Origin of the sequence: Pseudomonas sp. 57B-090624 (genome assembly GCF_003234055.1) — a bacterium.
Taxonomy (GTDB): Bacteria; Pseudomonadota; Gammaproteobacteria; order Pseudomonadales; family Pseudomonadaceae; genus Metapseudomonas; species Metapseudomonas tohonis.
The window spans coordinates 18,187-34,426 of sequence record NZ_QKRU01000075.1; the positions used below are offsets into that span (position 1 = coordinate 18,187).

The window sequence follows — 16,240 nt, forward strand, 5'->3', positions numbered from 1 at the left end:
AAGCGGTGGGCGGTTATCGCAATTGGCGGCTGTTCAGTGGGTGCCCGCGCTCGCGGGGATGACGGTGCTCCCGGCAGATTCTCTAGGGGGCGGTATCCAGCTTCACGCTGCGCAGCTGCTTCATCCGGCTCAGGGTGCGGGCGAAATCCACGGCATTGCCGCCCTCGGCCAGTTGCTCCAGCGCCACGGCGGAGAACAGCCGCAGGTGCAGCCCCCGGTCGTAGGCGATGTCGATGAAATTCAGGAAGCGCTGGCTGACGTCCTGGGGGTGGTCGCCGAGGCGGTCCAGGCCGCTCACCGCCATGTGCGGGAAGTGCTCGATCAGCCACAGGTAGTCACTGGCCGAGCGCGGCGTGGCGAACAGCTCGTGGAAGTCCAGCCAGGCCCGGTCGCCTTCCAGTGCATGCACCCGCAGCGGGTGGTGGTTGACCTCCAGCACCTGGTCCAGCAAGGCGCCCTCCCCCAATCCCAGGGAACGGCGGATCGACGCGCCGCCATCCTCCGGCTCGGGCCAGCAGTAATCGCCCCAGGCTTCCAGCTCGGTGCTGTGCTGGCGGTAGTCCTGGCCGGCGTCGAGGGAGAACACGTCGAAGCGCTTCTCGATCAGCTGGATGGCCGGGCGGAAGCGCTCGCGGTACAGCGGGTTCGGGCACAGCCTGTCGGGGCTGTAGTTGGAGGTGCAGACCAGGCCCACGCCCTCCTCCACCAGCACCTTGAGCAGGCGCCCGAGCAGCATGGCGTCGCCGATGTCGTGCACGTGGAACTCGTCGAAGCACAGCAGCCGCGTCTGCTGGGCGATCTCCCGGGCGACACGGGCCAAGGGATCGGGCTGGCCGCTGAAGGCGAGCATGCGCACCTGCAACTCCTGCAGGAAGGCGTGGAAGTGCACGCGGCGCTTGGCCTGCACCGGCGCGGCGGCGAAGAAGGCGTCCATCACGAAGCTCTTGCCCCGGCCGACGCCGCCCCACAGGTAGACACCCGCCACCGGCCGGCGGAACCAGCCCCGACGCGCGTTCAGGTGTTTGTCCAGCCAGCTGCCGAGGTGCTCGACGGCCGCCTGCTGTGCGCTGTCGGCGCGGTAGCCCCGCGCCTCCAGCACCGCGTTGAAGTGCCGCCGGATGCGCTCGAGGACCGTTTCGGCGGGCTGATCGGACTGCAGCGTTCTAGAAGTCAAAGAAGACCGTTTCCCCTTCCCCCTGGATGCGGATATCAAAGCGGTAGGCGAGCTTGCCGTCCACCTCGCAGCGCTGGGCGACCAGGGTTTCCCGGCGCTGCGGCTGCTCGATCAGGGTGAGCACCGGGCAGCGGGCGTTGGCCTCGGCCTCGTCGTCGAAGTACAGGCGCGTCTGCAGGTGGATGTTGATGCCCCGGGCGAACAGCGAGACGTTGATGTGCGGCGCCATGGGCACCCCGGCGGCGTTGTGCACCACGCCGGGCTTGATGGTCTTCAGCGTCCATTCGCCGGCATCGAAGGTGGTGGCGGTGCGGCCGAAGCCGTTGAAGGGCTTCTCCGGGTCGAAGGCGCTGTCGTAGCGGCCTTCATGGTCGGCCTGCCAGAACTCCAGGAAGGAATCGCGCACCAGGTGGCCGTTGCCGTCGTAGACGTGGCCGATGAGCAGGATGTGCTCGCCCGGCGCACCGGGCTTGGCCATCTCGCTCCAGATCTCCTGGTCGCGGACCGGGTTGCCGGCGGCGGCGAGCGCCAGGCCGATGTGCACGTAGGGGCCGGCGGTTTGCGACGGGGTTTCCGGCAGCAATTGGATGGGCATGCGCGCAGCTCCTCAGCGGTTTTCGAAGTGGGTGCGGCGCTGGCCGCGCAGGACGATGTCGAAGCGGTAGGCCAGGCAATCCATGGGGTTGGCCGCGCTCATGTCGAGCCTGGCGATCAGGCTCTGCACCGCCTCGGGGTTGGCGATGGACTTGACGATGGGGCACATGGGGATCAGCGGGTCACCCTCGAAGTACAGCTGGGTGATCAGCCGGGTGGCGATCGACGGGCCGCTGATGGAGAAGTGGATATGCGCCGGGCGCCAGTCGTTGGGGCCGTTGCGCCACGGATAGGGGCCGGGCTTGATGGTGCGGAAGCTGTAGTAGCCCTCGCTGTCGGTCAGCGCGCGGCCGACGCCGCCGAAGTTCGGGTCCAGCGGCGCCAGGTAGCGGTCGTTCTTGTGGCGGTAGCGGCCGCCGGCGTTGGCCTGCCACATCTCCACCAGGGTGTGGGGGATCGGCTTGCCGTATTGGTCGCAGACGCGCCCGGCGACGATGATGCGCTCGCCGATGGGCAGGCCGCCGTGGTCGAAGTTGAGCAGGAGGTCGTTGTCGAAGCGCCCCAGCTTCAGGTGCGAGAAATCCGGACCGCTGGTCTCGGAGACCGATTGCGGGATGCTCACCAGCGCCTGGCGCGGGGAACGGGGAATGGAGGTCTTGTAGTCGGGCGTCAGGGCCTTGGGGTGCCAGTTGCGATCACGAATGACGAAGCGGCTCTGTTGCGCATCGGGCATGTCGATCTCCTCGTTATTGGATTTGTGGAGGCTGCGGGGCAGCAGGCTGTGGCGAAGTGTCACGCCTCGCCGGAGCCCGGAAAACTGAAATAACGCGCCCCATCCATAACCATTTGATTAAGGATACTGCCCCTCCCGATAGGCCTGGCCCAGCTCGCGCAATACCTCGACGCACCAGTGCGCCGCCAGGGGCAGCGGCAGCGCGGCGTTGCTGCAGATGCCCACCGAGCCCCCGGGCTCCCGGATGCCCAGTTGCAGCTCCACCAGCTCGCCCCGGCGCAGGTCCAGCCGCACCGCGTCGGTGGGGGCGATCCAGATCGCCTCGCTGGTCTGCACGTAGCGACGGCTCAGGGCCACGGAGAGGGTCTCCAGGCGCTGGCGCGGCTGGCTGATGCCGCATTGCACGAAGAAGGCGTCGGCGTACTTGCGGATGGTGGTGCCGGCCAGCGGCAGCACCAGGGGGTGGTCCTGCAAGCGCTCGCGCTGCAGTGGCCCCTCCAGCAGCGGGTGGCCGGGACGTACCACCAGGGTCATCGATTCGCTGTACAGGTGTTCGAACAGCAGGCCCTGGATCTGCGGGCTGTCGGTCATGCGCCCCACCACCAGGTCCAGTTCGCCCAGGTGCAGTTGCGACAGCAGGAAGGCGCTGGGGCCGGTCACCACGCTGGCCACCAGGGTCGGGTGGCGCGCGTGCAGGCGGCGCACCACCTCGGGCACCAGCAGGCTCTCCACCGTGGAGAGCACGCCCAGGCGCAGGCTGGCGGATTCGTGCTCGCCACTGCGCAGGCTGTCCACGCCATCGCGCAGCGCCTGCACGCAGGGGCCCGCGTAGCGCATGAAGGCCACGCCCGCCTCGGTGAGGGTCACGCCGCTCTTGCTGCGCGCGAAGAGGCTGGCGCCGAGCAGCTCCTCCAGCTCCTTGAGGGTCTTGGAAATGGCCGGCTGGCTCACCGCCAGCTTGTCCGCCGCCCGCGCCAGGGTGCCCTGGCGCGCCACTTCGAGGAAGCACACCAGGTGGCGGAATTTGATGCGGGTATCGATATTCACGGCAGCTGCCCGATGAGGGAAATGGCCGAAGCCTAGCCTCGAATGCCGATCAGGCCAACAGGTTTGGTTATGACCCGGCGATGGGAGGCCAGGTGCATGGCCCTCGAGTGGATCCCCGCATTCGCGAGGATGACGGTGCGGCACGCACCATCCCCACACACCGTCACCCCCGCGCACGCCGGGGCCCACTGAACAGCCTTCCGCCCGTGGGAGCGAATTCATTCGCGATGCGGAGCCCCAGGCAACGCCGTGCCCGCAGGCTTGAGTGGATCCCCGCATTCGCGAGGATGACGAGGTGGCACATACCATCCCCATACACCGTCACCCCCGCGCACGCGGGGGCCCACTGAACAGACTCCCGCCCCACCCCGTGGGAGCGAATTCATTCGCGATGCGAAGCCCCAGGCAACGCCGTGCCCGCCGGCTTGAGTGGATCCCCGCATTCGCGAGGATGACGAGGTGGCACAAACCATCCCCATACACCGTCACCCCCGCGCACGCGGGGGCCCACTGAACAGCCTCCCGCCCGTGGGAGCGAATTCATTCGCGATGCGGCGCCCCAGGCAACGCCCTGCTCGCCGGCTTGAGTGGATCCCCGCGTTCGCGAGGATGACGAGGTGGCACAAACCATCCCCATACACCGTCACCCCCGCGCACGCGGGGGCCCACTGAACAGCCTCCCGCCCCGTGGGAGCGATTTCATTCGCGATGCGAAGCCCCAGGCAACGCCGTGCCCGCCGGCTTGAGTGGATCCCCGCGTTCGCGAGGATGACGGTGCGGCACGCACCATCCCCACACACCGTCACCCCCGCGTACGCGGGGGCCCACTGAACAGCCTCCCGCCCGTGGGAGCGATTTCATTCGCGATGCGAAGCCCCAGGCAACGCCGTGCCCGCCGGCTTGAGTGGATCCCCGCATTCGCGAGGATGACGAGGTGGCACACACCACCCCACACACCGTCACCCCCGCGCACGCGGGGGCCCACTGAACAGCCTCCCGCCCCGTGGGAGCGATTTCATTCGCGATGCGGCGCAACAGGCAACGCCGTGCCCGCCGGCTTGAGTGGATCCCCGCATTCGCGAGGATGACGAGGTGGCACAAACCATCCCCATACGCCGTCACCCCCGCGTACGCGGGGGCCCACTGAACAGCCTCCCGCCCGTGGGAGCGATTTCATTCGCGATGCGAAGCCCCAGGCAACGCCGTGCCCGCCGGCTTGAGGTGGATCCCCGCGTTCGCGAGGATGACGGTGCGGCACGCACCATCCCCACACACCGTCACCCCCGCGCACGCGGGGGCCCACTGAAAGACACCCATAAAAAAACAGGCCCGAAGGCCTGTGAATTAGGAGGGTGTCGCACTTGCTCAGTGGGCGATGCACACCGATTTCAGCTCGGTGTAGGCCTCGATGACGGTGCGGCCGAACTCGCGGCCCATGCCCGATTGCTTGACGCCGCCGAACGGCATGTTGGGGTCCAGCAGCACGTGGGCGTTGACCCACACGGTGCCGGCCTCGATGCGCGGGACCAGGTTCATCGCCTTGGTCAGGTCGTTGGTCCAGAGGCTGGCGGCCAGGCCGTATTCGCTGTCGTTGGCCATGGCGATGGCGCTCTCCTCGTCGTCGAAGGGGATCACCGACAGCACCGGGCCGAACACTTCCTCGCGGGCGACCGTCATGGAGTGATCGACATCGGCCAGCACCGTGGGGCGCACGTAGAAGCCTTCGCTGTCCACCGGCGTGCCTCCGGTGACGACGCGGGCGCCCTCGCGGCGGGCCAGTTCGATGTGGCGCAGCACGCCCTGCTGCTGCTTGCGCGAGACCAGCGGGTTGATCGCCGCATCGCAGTCCATGCCCGCACCGATGGACAGGCCGGAAACGGCGCCGGCCAGCTTCTCGACGAACTCGTCGTAGCGCGAGCGCTGCACATAGAAGCGCGACGCCGCGGCGCAGACCTGACCCTGGTTGAGCAGGCCGCCGAGCAGCGCGCCACCGATGGCTTTGTCGATGTCCGCGTCGGCGAGGATGATCATCGGGTTCTTGCCGCCCAGCTCCAGGGCGAAGCGGGTCATGTTGCGCACCGCCACCGCGCCGACGCTCTTGCCCACGGCGGTGGAGCCGGTGAAGGACACCTTGTTGATCAGCGGGTGCGAGGCCAGGGCGTTGCCCACGGTGGCACCACCGCCGGTGACCAGGTTGAACACGCCCGGCGGGATGCCCGCCTCCAGCGCCAGCTCGGCCAGGCGCAGCGCGGTCAGCGGCGTCTCGGTGGCCGGCTTGATCACCACCGTGCAGCCACAGGCCAGCGCCGGCATCAGCTTCCAGGTGGTGATCATCAGCGGGAAGTTCCAGGGCACGATGCCGGCCACCACGCCCACCGGCTCGCGGCGGGCGAAGGCGGTGAAGCGCGCGCCTTCGGGCAGCGGGATGGAGACGTCCAGGGTCTGGCCCTCGATCTTGGTCGCCCAGCCGGCCATGTAGCGCATGAACTCCACCGTGGCGCCGACGTCGAGCATCCGCGCCATGTTGATGGACTTGCCCTGGCTCAGGGTTTCCAGCTGCGCCAGCTCCTCGCCGTGCTCCTCCACCAGCGCGGTGAAGCGCAGCAGGATGCGTTCGCGGTCGGCCGGGCGCAGGCCCGACCAGACGCCGGCCTTGAAGGCGCGGTGGGCCGATTGCACGGCGCGATCCAGCAGCGCGTCATCGGCTTCCGCCACATCGGCGATCACCTCGCCGGTGGCCGGATTCAGCACGGGGCTGGACGCGCCTTCGGGCACCACCCACTGGCCGTCGATGAAGCAGCCGTGGCGGCGTTGCAGGAAGGCCGCGACCTGCGGCAGTACGTCAACCTTGCTCATGTTCTTTCCTCGTTCATGGGAGTTCCGGGGCGCCTCAGTGCTGCTGGGCGAGGAAGCAGGCGATGGCCTGGCGATCCGTCGCGTCGGCCAGGCCGGCATAGGGCATGTAGGTGCCGGGCACCTCGGCCTGGGGCTGGGCGATGAAGGCCTGCAGGCCGTCCTGTTCCCAGGCCCGGGCGCGGGCCTTCATCGCTTGCGAGTAGGCGAAGCCAGGCTGGCTGCCGGCGTTGCGGCCGATCACCCCGCCCAGGTTCGGGCCCATGCCCGGGGCCGCGTCCTTGCTCGTGGCATGGCACACCGAGCACTCGGCGGCGAAGGCGCTGGCGCCCCGCCCAACCACGGCCTGGCTGCAATCGGCGAGCGCGGGCAGGACCGGAAGCAGGAACAGCAGCGCGAAGACGGCGAGGAACGAAGGTGTCTTGTTGTTGGGCGGCATGCAGCGGACCTTGATGGGCGAATGTCACCCTGGGGCTCGCCCGTGTAGAGCGCAGCCAGTTGGGCGACGGTCAGCCGATTCTTACCGCTTGGAGCCAGGCAGGTTTTTCCCTGCATGCCAGATGTGTTGGCGACTCTGCCAGGGCCACGCCCCGAAGAAGCGCGGCACCGTGGTGGGGAGGAACGCGCCCCGGAATGGCTCCGGGGCGGCGGGGTCAGGGCTTGGCGTCGACGACGCCGGTGGTGTTGCCCAGCAGGCTCTTGGTGGCCACCTGGATGAACGCTTCGAGGCGACGGCTCATGGCCTGCACCGCTTGCGGGTCCTCGACGCGGGTCGCGCCCTGCTCGCTGTTGAGGCGGTAGTCGTAGAGCAGCGGATCGGCGCCGCGCGGCTGCACCAGGATGCGCCCGTCGGCCACCATGGCCACGGTCTGGTCGCTGCCCGAGGGCTTGATCACGCCGAAGCCCTTGTCTTCCGGCGCCAGGCTCAGCAGGTCTCGGCCCCAGCACTGGTGGCGGGTCTCGCCGCCGAGGCGGCCCATGATGGTGGGCACCACATCGACCTGCGTGCCGACAACGTCGGTGCGCGCGCCGAACTTCTCCTGGATGCCGGGGGCGATCAGCAGCAACGGCACGTTGAAGCGGTACAGGTCGATATCGGTGAGCTGCTCGGGCGTGCCGAAGCCATGGTCGCCGACGATCACGAACAGCGTGTCCTTGTAGTACGGCGACTGCTTGGCCTTCTCGAAGAACTGCCCCAGGGCCCAGTCGGAATAGCGCATGGCGGTGAGGTGCTGGTCCAGGGAGCCGAAGCCCGTGACCGGTTCCACCGGCAGCTGCGCCGGCAGGGCGTAGGGCGTGTGGTTGGAGAGGGTCTGCAGCAGCGCATAGAAGGGCTTGCTGCCGTAGTTGTCCCTAAGCTCCTGGGCGGCGCGGTCGAACATGTCCTGGTCGGAGACGCCCCAGGTCGGGTCGGAGACCACCGGGTTGACGAAGTCATTGCGCCCCACGAAGTTGCGCATGCCCTGGTTGCCGAAGAAGCCCAGCTGGTTGTCCCAGCCGAAATCGCCGTTGTAGACGTACAGGTCGTCGTACTGGCGGGCGCTGAGCAGTTGCGGCAGGCCGGAGAACTTGTGGGTGCCCTCCTGCTGCTCCATCAGGTACTCGAAGCCCGGCAGGTTGGGGAAGCACGCCATGGTGGCGAACATGCCCTGGTGGGTGTGGGTGCCATTGGAGAAGAAGCGGGTGAACAGCAGCCCCTCCTTGCTCAGGCGATCGAAGTTGGGAGTGATGTCGCCCTTGCCGCCGAGCGCGCCGACGTAGTGCCCGGCCAGGCTCTCCATGAGGATCACCACCACGTTGCGCACCGGCAGGCTGCCATTGGCATCGGGGGTGAGCAGACGGCGCACGGCGGCGCTGCCCTCGTCCACCAACTGGTCGTGCGGGGTCAGCAGCATCTCGCGGACCACGTCCTGGGCCTCGCCTTCGGGCAGGCTGGCCTTCCACTGGTTGTCACGGGTCTCGGAGAAGCGCGCCTGGGCGGCGTTCATCAGCATCAGCGTGCCGTTGAGGCCGAGCTGGTTGGCGAAGGCGGAGTCGGTGGTATTGGCATCCCCCCAGCGCAGCGGCGGCCCCTGGCGCAGGGTGCCCCGGGCGGCGACCACGGCGAGTACCAGGACCAGGGCGAAGACCCCGGCGCGCAGGTACCAGGGTGCGAGGGCGGTGCGGCCGCTTCCGCCCGCAACGGGCTCGCTGCGTGGGCGGCTGCGGCGATCGATCCACTGGAACAGCTTGAACAGCAGCCAGGTGGCGACGGCCCAGGCGAGCAGGTAGCGCACCACCGGGAAGCCGTACCAGAGCATGCTCAGCACCGTTTTCGGGTCCTGGCTCATGTACTGGAACACCAGGCTGTTCAGGCGTTGGTGGAATTCGCGGTAGAAGTCCAGCTCCAGCAGGCCGAAGAACAGGGTGATGCTGGCGAAACCGGTGAGCCACACGCGGTGCAGGCGGCGCGCGGCCATGGCGCCGGCGAAGGGGATGGACAACAGCAGCGGCGCCAGGGCGTAGATGGTCAGGCGCAGGTCGAAACGCAGGCCGTTGAAGAAGGCCTCGACGAAGGTGGCGGCCGGCGTGGCGCCGATCAGCTCACGGTTGTAGACCAGCAATGCGCCGCGCAACAGGGTGTACATCGCCAGGAAAACCAGGCCGCAGGACAGGGTGAAGGCCAGGTGGCTGCCCAGGGTCGGGCGGTAGGCACCTGAAGGGCTGCGGGTTCTGCTCATGTCTCGGAGTCCATCCAGTGGGAAGAGGAAATGCGAACGGCCGGGCGTCCGAAGCGGGATGCCGGAGAGGCGCGATGATAGTGCTTAGGTAAGCCAAATGGGAAAGGTTCAGCGGTAACAGTTTTTTCCATCAGCCGTCCTTGCGCAGGACGTAGGTGCGGACCATCGCCCAGCCGGGCAGGAAGTCCTGATGCGAGAGCACCTGCAGGCCGAGCTGGCGGAATTCGTCCTCCAGCACGTCGCGGCGCAGGGGCGGTACGGTGTCGCCCTCCTCGCCCCGATGCCGCCGCCAGTGCCAGGCCTCCAGGTTGCCGTCCACCGGCAGCGAGAGGATCAGCGTGTCGCGGGTCACCCGGCGCAGCTCGCGCAGGGCCAGCAGCCGCTGCTCGGGGCTCAGGCGGCTCAGCGACTGCAGGCAGAGGATGCTGTCCACCGCGTTTTCCGGCAGCTGGATGGCCAGCACCGAAGCCTGGAAGCCACGCACCCTCTCCACCAGCGGCCCGCTGCGGGTGGCGAGCGCGCGATCGAGCACTTCCCGCGAAGGATCGGCCGCGAGGATGAAGCGGTTCGGGTGCTCGGCCAGCAGCGCCCAGGAACGCCCCAGGCCGCACGGCAGGTCGAGCACCAGGTTGGGCTCGCCGGCGGCCTTGAGGGCGCGTCGGGCGATCTGCCGCTGGCGCCAGCGCCCGAACCAGGGGGAGAGAGGCATCAGGACGCCGACCTCCGGCAGGGGGCGAAGAGGTCGAGGCCGCGCTGGTATTCGCCGGTCTCGATCTGCAGCAGGCCGAGCATGGAGTGGAACAGGTTGTCCTGGCTCACCGGCTCGTCGCGGCGGGTCGCCAGGCAGGCGTTGTCCAGGCCGAAGTCCTTCTGGTAGCCCTCGGAGAACCAGGTCAGCAGGCCGACGTGCTTCTGCTCGTCCGGCGCCATCGCATAGGGCGTGCCGTGCAGATAGAGGTTGTATTCGCCAAGGGATTCGCCGTGGTCGGAGAGGTAGATCATCGCCGTGTCGACGCGGTCCTGATTCTTGCGCAGCAGGTCGATCAGGCTGGACAGCACGTAGTCGGTGTAGACCAGGGTGTTGTCGTAGGCGTTGACGATGCTCTCCCGCGAGCAGTCGCTCAGGGTGGCGCTGCGGCACACCGGGGTGAAGCGCTCGAAGGCCGCGGGGTAGCGCTTGTAGTAGGCCGGGCCATGGCTGCCCATCTGGTGCAGCACCAGCACGCTGTCGTCCTTGAGGGTGTCGATGTAGCCCTGCAGGCCCTGCAGGAGGATGGCGTCCTGGCATTCGCCGTCGGCGCAGAGGACCGGGTCCCTGGCGTTGCTCAGATCTTCGAAGGCCACGCGGTCACAGGTGCCCTTGCAGCCGGACTGGTTGTCGCGCCAGCGCACGGCGAGGCCGGCGTGCTTGAGCACATCCAGCAGGCCTTCCTGGGATGCGGCGCGGTCATGGCTGTAACCGCTACGAGTGAGGTTGGAGAACATGCAGGGCACCGACACGGCGGTCTCGGTGCCGCAGGAGCGCATCTGGGTGAAGGCGGTCAGGCCCGCCTGGCGGGCCAGCAGCGGGGTGGTGTCGCGGCCGTAGCCGAGTAGGCCGAGGTTGGCGGCACGGGCGCTCTCCCCCAGCACCAGCACCGTCAGCGATTTGCGTGCGTGACCCTGCCAGGCCGCGGCGCGATGGGCATCGGTGCCGATGGCGCGCATCGGCTCGGCCGGCCGGGCGAACTGGCCACGCAGGTAGCTGAACGAGGCGCCCAGGTAGTTGCTCGGCACCACCATCAGGCGCAGCTCGTGGTGGTTGCGGAACAGGGAGGCCAGCGCCTGGTAGTTGCTCAGGGCGATCGCGCCAAGGGCCACCAGGCACGCCGCCATTACCAGCAGCTTGCTCAGCAGCTCGCGCAGCAGCGGCCGGTGGCCGATCTGCAGGCGCCACAGCAGCCAGGCGGGCAGCACGCCGAATGCCAGCAGGAAGCCGGCGAACCTCAGGGTCAGCAGGTCGCCCACTTCGCTGACGTTGGTCTCGGCGACGTTGCGCAGCATCTCGACGTCCACCACCACGCCGTACTGGGTCATGAAGTAGAGCACCCCGGCACTGCCCAGCAGCACGAGCGTCAGCAAGGGCTTGAACACCCAGCGGAAGGAGAACAGCGTCAACACCAGGTTGAAGATCAGCACCACCAGCAGGCCGAAGACCACGCGCAGCCAGGGGTCGGGAACGATCTGAGTGACGTGCCGCCACAGCGGCAGGTTGTAGAACAGCAGCAGCGCGACGCTGACCAGCAGGGTCAGGGCTTCGGGACGCAACCGGAGGTTTTTCAGCATGGACGACGCTCGACGGCCCTGCAGGAGTTGCAGGTGACGGCTCGCAGCCTAGGTAGCGGTCGGTCAAGAATTCGTGAAAAAAACCTCGTGGAAACGTCGACGGCAAACGCATCGGTCCTCCGGGGGCGACCGCCGGCCCGCCACGGCGATTGCCAGCTTTCCGGGCGCGAATATAGAATGAGATCAATTCTTATCTACATCCAGGCGCGGGCCGCCCGGACGGACGCAGTAGCCCATGCCGGCAGCCGAACAGACCCTCCACCGTCAGATCCACACCCTCTACAGCGACCATCACGGCTGGCTCCACGCCTGGCTCAGCCGGCGCCTGGGCAACGCCTGGGATGCCGCCGACCTGGCCCATGACACCTTCCTGCGCCTGCTCGGCCGCCAGGCGGGCCGGGACTTCGGCAGCGAACCGCGCGCCCTGCTCACCCACATCGCCAAGGGCCTGGTGATCGACCGCTGGCGGCGGCAGGACATCGAGCAGGCCTACCTGGAAAGCATCGCCCACCTGCCCGAGCCCGAGGTGCTCTCCCCGGAGACCCGGTTGCTGATCCTGGAAAGCCTGTGCCGCATCGAGGCGCTGCTGGCCGGTATGCCCGGGAAGACCCGCCAGGCCTTCCTCCTGTCCCAGCTCGAAGGCCTGGGCTATGCCGAGATCGCCACGCGCCTGGGCGTGTCGCTGGCCAGCGTCAAGCGCTACATGCGCGATGCCTTCCTCGCCTGCCTGAGCGTGGCCTGATGAACCGCATCGACCCGCAGATCCTCGGCGAGGCCGCCGACTGGCTGGTGCAGCTGCATTCCGGCAGCGCCACCGAGGACGACCACCGCGCCATCCAGCAATGGCGCAACCGCAGCCCGCAACATGCCCAGGCCTGGACCCGCGCCGAAAGCATCCTCGGCGACTTCCGCAACCTGCCCGGCAACCTGGCGCTGCAGACCCTGGACCGCGCCGCGCGCAAAGGGCTCGGTCGCCGCCAGGCCATCGCCCGCCTGGGCATGCTGCTGCTCGCCGCGCCGGTCGCCTGGACGGCCTGGCGCCAGCTGCCCTGGCAAGACTGGAGCGCCGACCTGCGCACCGCCACCGGCGAACAGAAAGACCTGCACCTGCCCGATGGCAGCCGCCTGCTGCTCAACACCGCCAGCGCCCTGGACGTGGCCTTCACCGCGACGAGCCGGCGCCTGCGCCTGTTCAGCGGCGAAGTGCTGATCACCACCGCCAGGGACCCGTCCCCCACGCCACGGCCGTTCCTGGTGGAAACGCCCCAGGGCGTCGCCCAGGCGCTGGGCACCCGCTTCGCCCTGCGCCTCGATGGCGCGCGCTGCCGCGTGGCGGTGATGGAAGGCGCGGTACGGATCAGCAACGCCGGGCGTGGCGACTCGCAGGTGATCGAGGCCGGCCGGCAGTCCGCCTTCGAGCGCGACCTCCTGCTGCCCAGCGCGCCCCTCGACCCGGCGGCCAGCGCCTGGGAAACCGGCATGCTGCTGGCCCAGGACATGCGCCTGGCCGAGCTGGTGGGCGAACTGGGGCGCTACCGCCCCGGCGTGCTGCGCTGCCACCCGGGTATCGCCGACCTGCGTGTCTCCGGCGCCTTCCCGCTGCGCGACACCGATGCCAGCCTGCGCCTGCTGCAGGACACCCTGCCCGTCACCCTCACCCGCCTGACCCGCTACTGGGTGACCCTGGAGCCGACGACACCCGCCTGACCGCGCGTCCAGTCAGGCGCCAACCCCCACGGACGCAACGCCCTGCAGGAGGACCGCAGGCCGCTTCACCTCACGGATCGAACCCCCAGGTAGCCGGGGCCCCACGGCCTCTCGGAATTATTTTCAGGCTCCCCTGACACCTTTTTCGATCTCGTCCGGTGTGTTGGATGAACCCCTTTCATCCAAGCGTCGACAGGAAAGCAGCATGACTTCGTGGTCGCCCCAGCAGCGTCGCTCCGCCACCCCACCGGCTCCGCCCCGTCTTCCGTTGCACGCGCTGAGCCTGGCCATCGGCCTCGCTCTTTGCGCGGCACCGTTCGCCCAGCCGGCCCAGGCCGAGGCACTCGCGCAGCAGACCGCCACGCACCAGTACGCCATCGGCCCCGGGCCGCTGGGCCATGTGCTCGCCCAGTTCGCCGCCCAGGCCGGCGTGCCGCTGTCGTTCCAGCAGGGCCTGCTCGATGGCCAGCGAAGCCCCGGCCTGCAAGGCAGCTACGGCGTACAGGACGGCTTCGCGGCGCTGCTCGCCGGCAGCGGCTACCAGCTCGCCAGCAGCGGCAGCGGCTACACCCTGGTGCCGGTGACCAATGACGGAGGCCTGGAGCTGGGCGCGACCACCATCAGCGACAGCGCGCTGCGCGGCGACGGCCTGCCGGAAAGCTACGCCGGCGGCCAGGTGGCACGGGGCGCGCGCATCGGCATGCTGGGCAACCAGGACATGCAGGACGTGCCCTTCAGCTTTTCCAGCTACACCCGCGAGCTGATCGAGAACCGCCAGGCGCAGAACATCGGCGACGTGCTGCGCAGCGACCCGACGGTGCGCCAGTCCTACGGCTTCGGCAACTTCTCCCAGGTGTTCGTGATCCGCGGCTTCGCCCTGTTCAGCGACGACATCTCCTTCAACGGCCTGTACGGCGTGCTGCCCCGGCAGATCATCGCCACCGAGTCGGTGGAGCGCGTCGAGGTGTTCAAAGGCCCCAGCGCCTTCCTCAACGGCGTGTCCCCGGGTGGCAGCGGCATCGGCGGCAATATCAACGTGGTGCCCAAGCGCGCCGAGGACGCGCCCACCCGCAGCCTGACCCTGGATTACGCCAGTGACGACCGCGTCGGCGGCCACGTCGACTTCGGCCAGCGCTTCGGCGAGGACAACCGCTTCGGCGTGCGGGTCAACATGGCCAAGCGTGATGGCGAGACCGCGGTGGACGACGAGCACCAGCACTTCAGCCTGTTCAGCGTCGGCCTCGACTACCGGGGCGACCGCCTGCGCCTGTCCGGCGACTTCGGCTACCAGAAGCAGCGCATCAACGACGGCCGCTCGGTGGTCTACCTGGTCCCCGGCGCCAGCCTGTACAAGACCCCCAAGGTGCCAGATGCCAACCACAGCTACTCCCAGCCCTGGGCCTGGTCGCAGCTGGAAGACACCTACGGCATGCTCAACGCCGAGTACGACCTCAACGACAGCTGGAGCAGCTACCTGACGGTCGGCAGCAAGTACACCCGCGAGAACGGCGTCTACTCCTCCCTCTATGTCAGCGACCCGAGCGGCACCGCCCGTGTCGGCCGCCTATACGCTCCGCGTGATGAGGAAAGCAACAGCGTCAGCAGCGGGCTGCGCGGGCACTTCTATACCGGCGCGGTGAGCCACCAGGTGAACCTCGGGCTGTCCGGCAACTGGCGGGAATACCGCAGCGCCAACCAGTCCACCAGCCTCACCAATCGCCTGCCGGGCAACCTCTACGACCCCTTCCCCAGCCCCGAACCGACGGCAACGCCCAACGGCGACCTGCACCACCCGCGCAAGACGGGTTCCAGCAAAGCGCGCAGCGTGGCGGTCTCCGACACCCTGGGCTTCTTCGATGATCGTGCCCTGCTGACCCTGGGCATTCGTCGCCAGTCCATCGCCACCGATGGCTGGTCCACCGCAGGCGTCCGCACGTCCAACTACGACGACTCGATCACCACCCCCGTCTACGGCCTGGTGGTCAAGGCCACCGACTCGATCTCTCTCTACGCCAACCGTATCGAGGGCCTGGCCCCGGGTCCGATTGCGCCGGCGGCGTCCCTGAATCCCGCCGGCCAGATGTTCGCGCCCTACCGCACCAAGCAGATCGAAGCCGGCATCAAGCTCGACCAGGGCTCCTTCGGCGCACAGTTCAGCATCTATCGAATCGAACAGCCCCAGGGGCTCATCGGCGGCGACGGTTACTACCGGGTGGACGCCCAGCAACGTAACCGGGGCATCGAGTTCAGCGTCTTCGGCGAGCCGCTCACGGGCCTGCGCCTGCTGGCTGGCGGCACGCTGATGGACACCGAACTATCGGGAACCACCAACGGCGCCAACGACGGCAACCGCGCCGTGGGCGTGCCGGAGTTCCAGTACAACCTCAGCGCCGATTGGGATGTGCCCGGTGTGAATGGGCTGGCAGTCAACGCCCTGCTGCAACGCACCGGCGGCCAGTACTACGACACGGGCAATGCCCTGAGCATCCCCGCCTGGACCCGTGTCGACCTGGGCGCGCGCTACACCTTCAGGCTGGACGAGCACGACATCACCCTGCGCGCCGGGCTGGAGAACCTGGCCAACGAGGACTACTGGGAATCCGCCTACGGCGGCTACCTGACCCAGGGCGCGCCGCGCACCCTCAAGGTCTCGGCCACCCTCGACTTCTAGGTGGATGCGACAGGCTGCTGAACCGGGCCACCCACACCTTGTCAGTAGGTCTGCACGATCACTGACAAGGCGTTCCCGACGTGGCCCTCATCGACTGCCCCGAATGCAAACACTCCATCTCCGACCAGGCCCCGAGCTGCCCGCAATGCGGCTACCCGATCAAGGGTGGTGCCAATCCGCGCCTGCTCTCGGAGAGGAGCATCGGCCAGGTGGCCGGCGTGGCGGGCGTCTGGCTCGCCGCGCCCTGGGTGGCCCGTACCCTGGTCGCCGTGGTGCTCATCATCGCCGGCACCCTCGCCTACATCTATCGCTGAACGCCCGATGCCCACCGTAAACGCGACTTTATTGGCGGTGTGTTGCTAGAGGACTTGAGCCCAGCTGATTGCCGAGCTTTGCTGGCGCTTCTGGTTTCGCCC

Annotated in this window: 13 protein-coding genes; 4 read left to right on the forward strand and 9 right to left on the reverse strand. The window is 68.4% G+C overall.

The genetic code is table 11. The features are described from left to right. Positions 1-82: 82 nt before the first annotated feature. The 9 genes from zapE to DMX10_RS26695 all read right to left on the reverse strand — a co-directional run bounded on the left by zapE (position 83) and on the right by DMX10_RS26695 (position 11,446). Positions 83-1,174, reverse strand: coding sequence for a cell division protein ZapE (gene zapE / locus DMX10_RS26655; protein WP_031288310.1), 1,092 nt, complete (start codon positions 1,172-1,174; stop codon positions 83-85). After that, positions 1,164-1,769 (reverse strand): protocatechuate 3,4-dioxygenase subunit alpha, encoded by a 606-nt coding sequence (gene pcaG / locus DMX10_RS26660; RefSeq protein WP_111263929.1) that lies wholly within the window; start codon positions 1,767-1,769, stop codon positions 1,164-1,166. Before pcaG ends, zapE begins: the two co-directional genes overlap by 11 nt. Positions 1,770-1,781: 12 nt before the next feature. Next, entirely contained in the window at positions 1,782-2,501 is a 720-nt protein-coding gene (gene pcaH, locus DMX10_RS26665) for a protocatechuate 3,4-dioxygenase subunit beta (protein ID WP_111263930.1), read from the reverse strand. A 117-nt stretch (positions 2,502-2,618) separates the two neighbouring features. Then, complete coding sequence (gene pcaQ, locus DMX10_RS26670; RefSeq protein WP_111263931.1) at positions 2,619-3,548, reverse strand: pca operon transcription factor PcaQ; 930 nt, start codon at positions 3,546-3,548, stop codon at positions 2,619-2,621. A gap of 1,365 nt (positions 3,549-4,913) precedes the next feature. Further along, positions 4,914-6,404: an aldehyde dehydrogenase family protein gene (locus DMX10_RS26675; RefSeq protein ID WP_111263932.1), complete on the reverse strand. Its 1,491-nt coding sequence runs from the start codon at positions 6,402-6,404 to the stop codon at positions 4,914-4,916. A gap of 34 nt (positions 6,405-6,438) precedes the next feature. Continuing rightward, positions 6,439-6,840, reverse strand: a complete 402-nt coding sequence (locus tag DMX10_RS26680; RefSeq protein WP_111263933.1) for a cytochrome c family protein — start codon at positions 6,838-6,840, stop codon at positions 6,439-6,441. Between the two features lie 214 nt (positions 6,841-7,054). Continuing rightward, positions 7,055-9,121, reverse strand: a complete 2,067-nt coding sequence (locus DMX10_RS26685; protein ID WP_111263934.1) for an LTA synthase family protein — start codon at positions 9,119-9,121, stop codon at positions 7,055-7,057. 130 nt (positions 9,122-9,251) lie between these two features. Next, on the reverse strand, positions 9,252-9,830 hold the full coding sequence (locus DMX10_RS26690) for a class I SAM-dependent methyltransferase (RefSeq protein ID WP_111263935.1): 579 nt from the start codon (positions 9,828-9,830) through the stop codon (positions 9,252-9,254). Further along, positions 9,830-11,446 carry a phosphoethanolamine transferase gene (locus tag DMX10_RS26695; protein ID WP_111263936.1) on the reverse strand — a complete coding sequence of 539 codons (1,617 nt, stop codon included), beginning with the start codon at positions 11,444-11,446 and terminating at the stop codon, positions 9,830-9,832. Before DMX10_RS26695 ends, DMX10_RS26690 begins: the two co-directional genes overlap by 1 nt. Before the next feature lie 235 nt (positions 11,447-11,681). On the opposite strand from DMX10_RS26695, the gene DMX10_RS26700 reads away from it, so the two are divergent. The 4 genes from DMX10_RS26700 (at position 11,682) to DMX10_RS26715 (ending at position 16,138) form a co-directional block, all read left to right on the forward strand. After that, positions 11,682-12,188, forward strand: a complete 507-nt coding sequence (locus tag DMX10_RS26700) for a sigma-70 family RNA polymerase sigma factor (protein WP_111263937.1) — start codon at positions 11,682-11,684, stop codon at positions 12,186-12,188. Next, on the forward strand, positions 12,188-13,153 hold the full coding sequence (locus DMX10_RS26705) for a FecR domain-containing protein (protein ID WP_111263938.1): 966 nt from the start codon (positions 12,188-12,190) through the stop codon (positions 13,151-13,153). Before DMX10_RS26700 ends, DMX10_RS26705 begins: the two co-directional genes overlap by 1 nt. A 205-nt stretch (positions 13,154-13,358) precedes the next feature. Continuing rightward, positions 13,359-15,824 carry a TonB-dependent receptor gene (locus tag DMX10_RS26710; protein WP_111263939.1) on the forward strand — a complete coding sequence of 822 codons (2,466 nt, stop codon included), beginning with the start codon at positions 13,359-13,361 and terminating at the stop codon, positions 15,822-15,824. Positions 15,825-15,904: 80 nt separating this feature from the next. Beyond that, positions 15,905-16,138: a zinc ribbon domain-containing protein gene (locus tag DMX10_RS26715; protein WP_111263940.1), complete on the forward strand. Its 234-nt coding sequence runs from the start codon at positions 15,905-15,907 to the stop codon at positions 16,136-16,138. Positions 16,139-16,240: the final 102 nt, after the last annotated feature.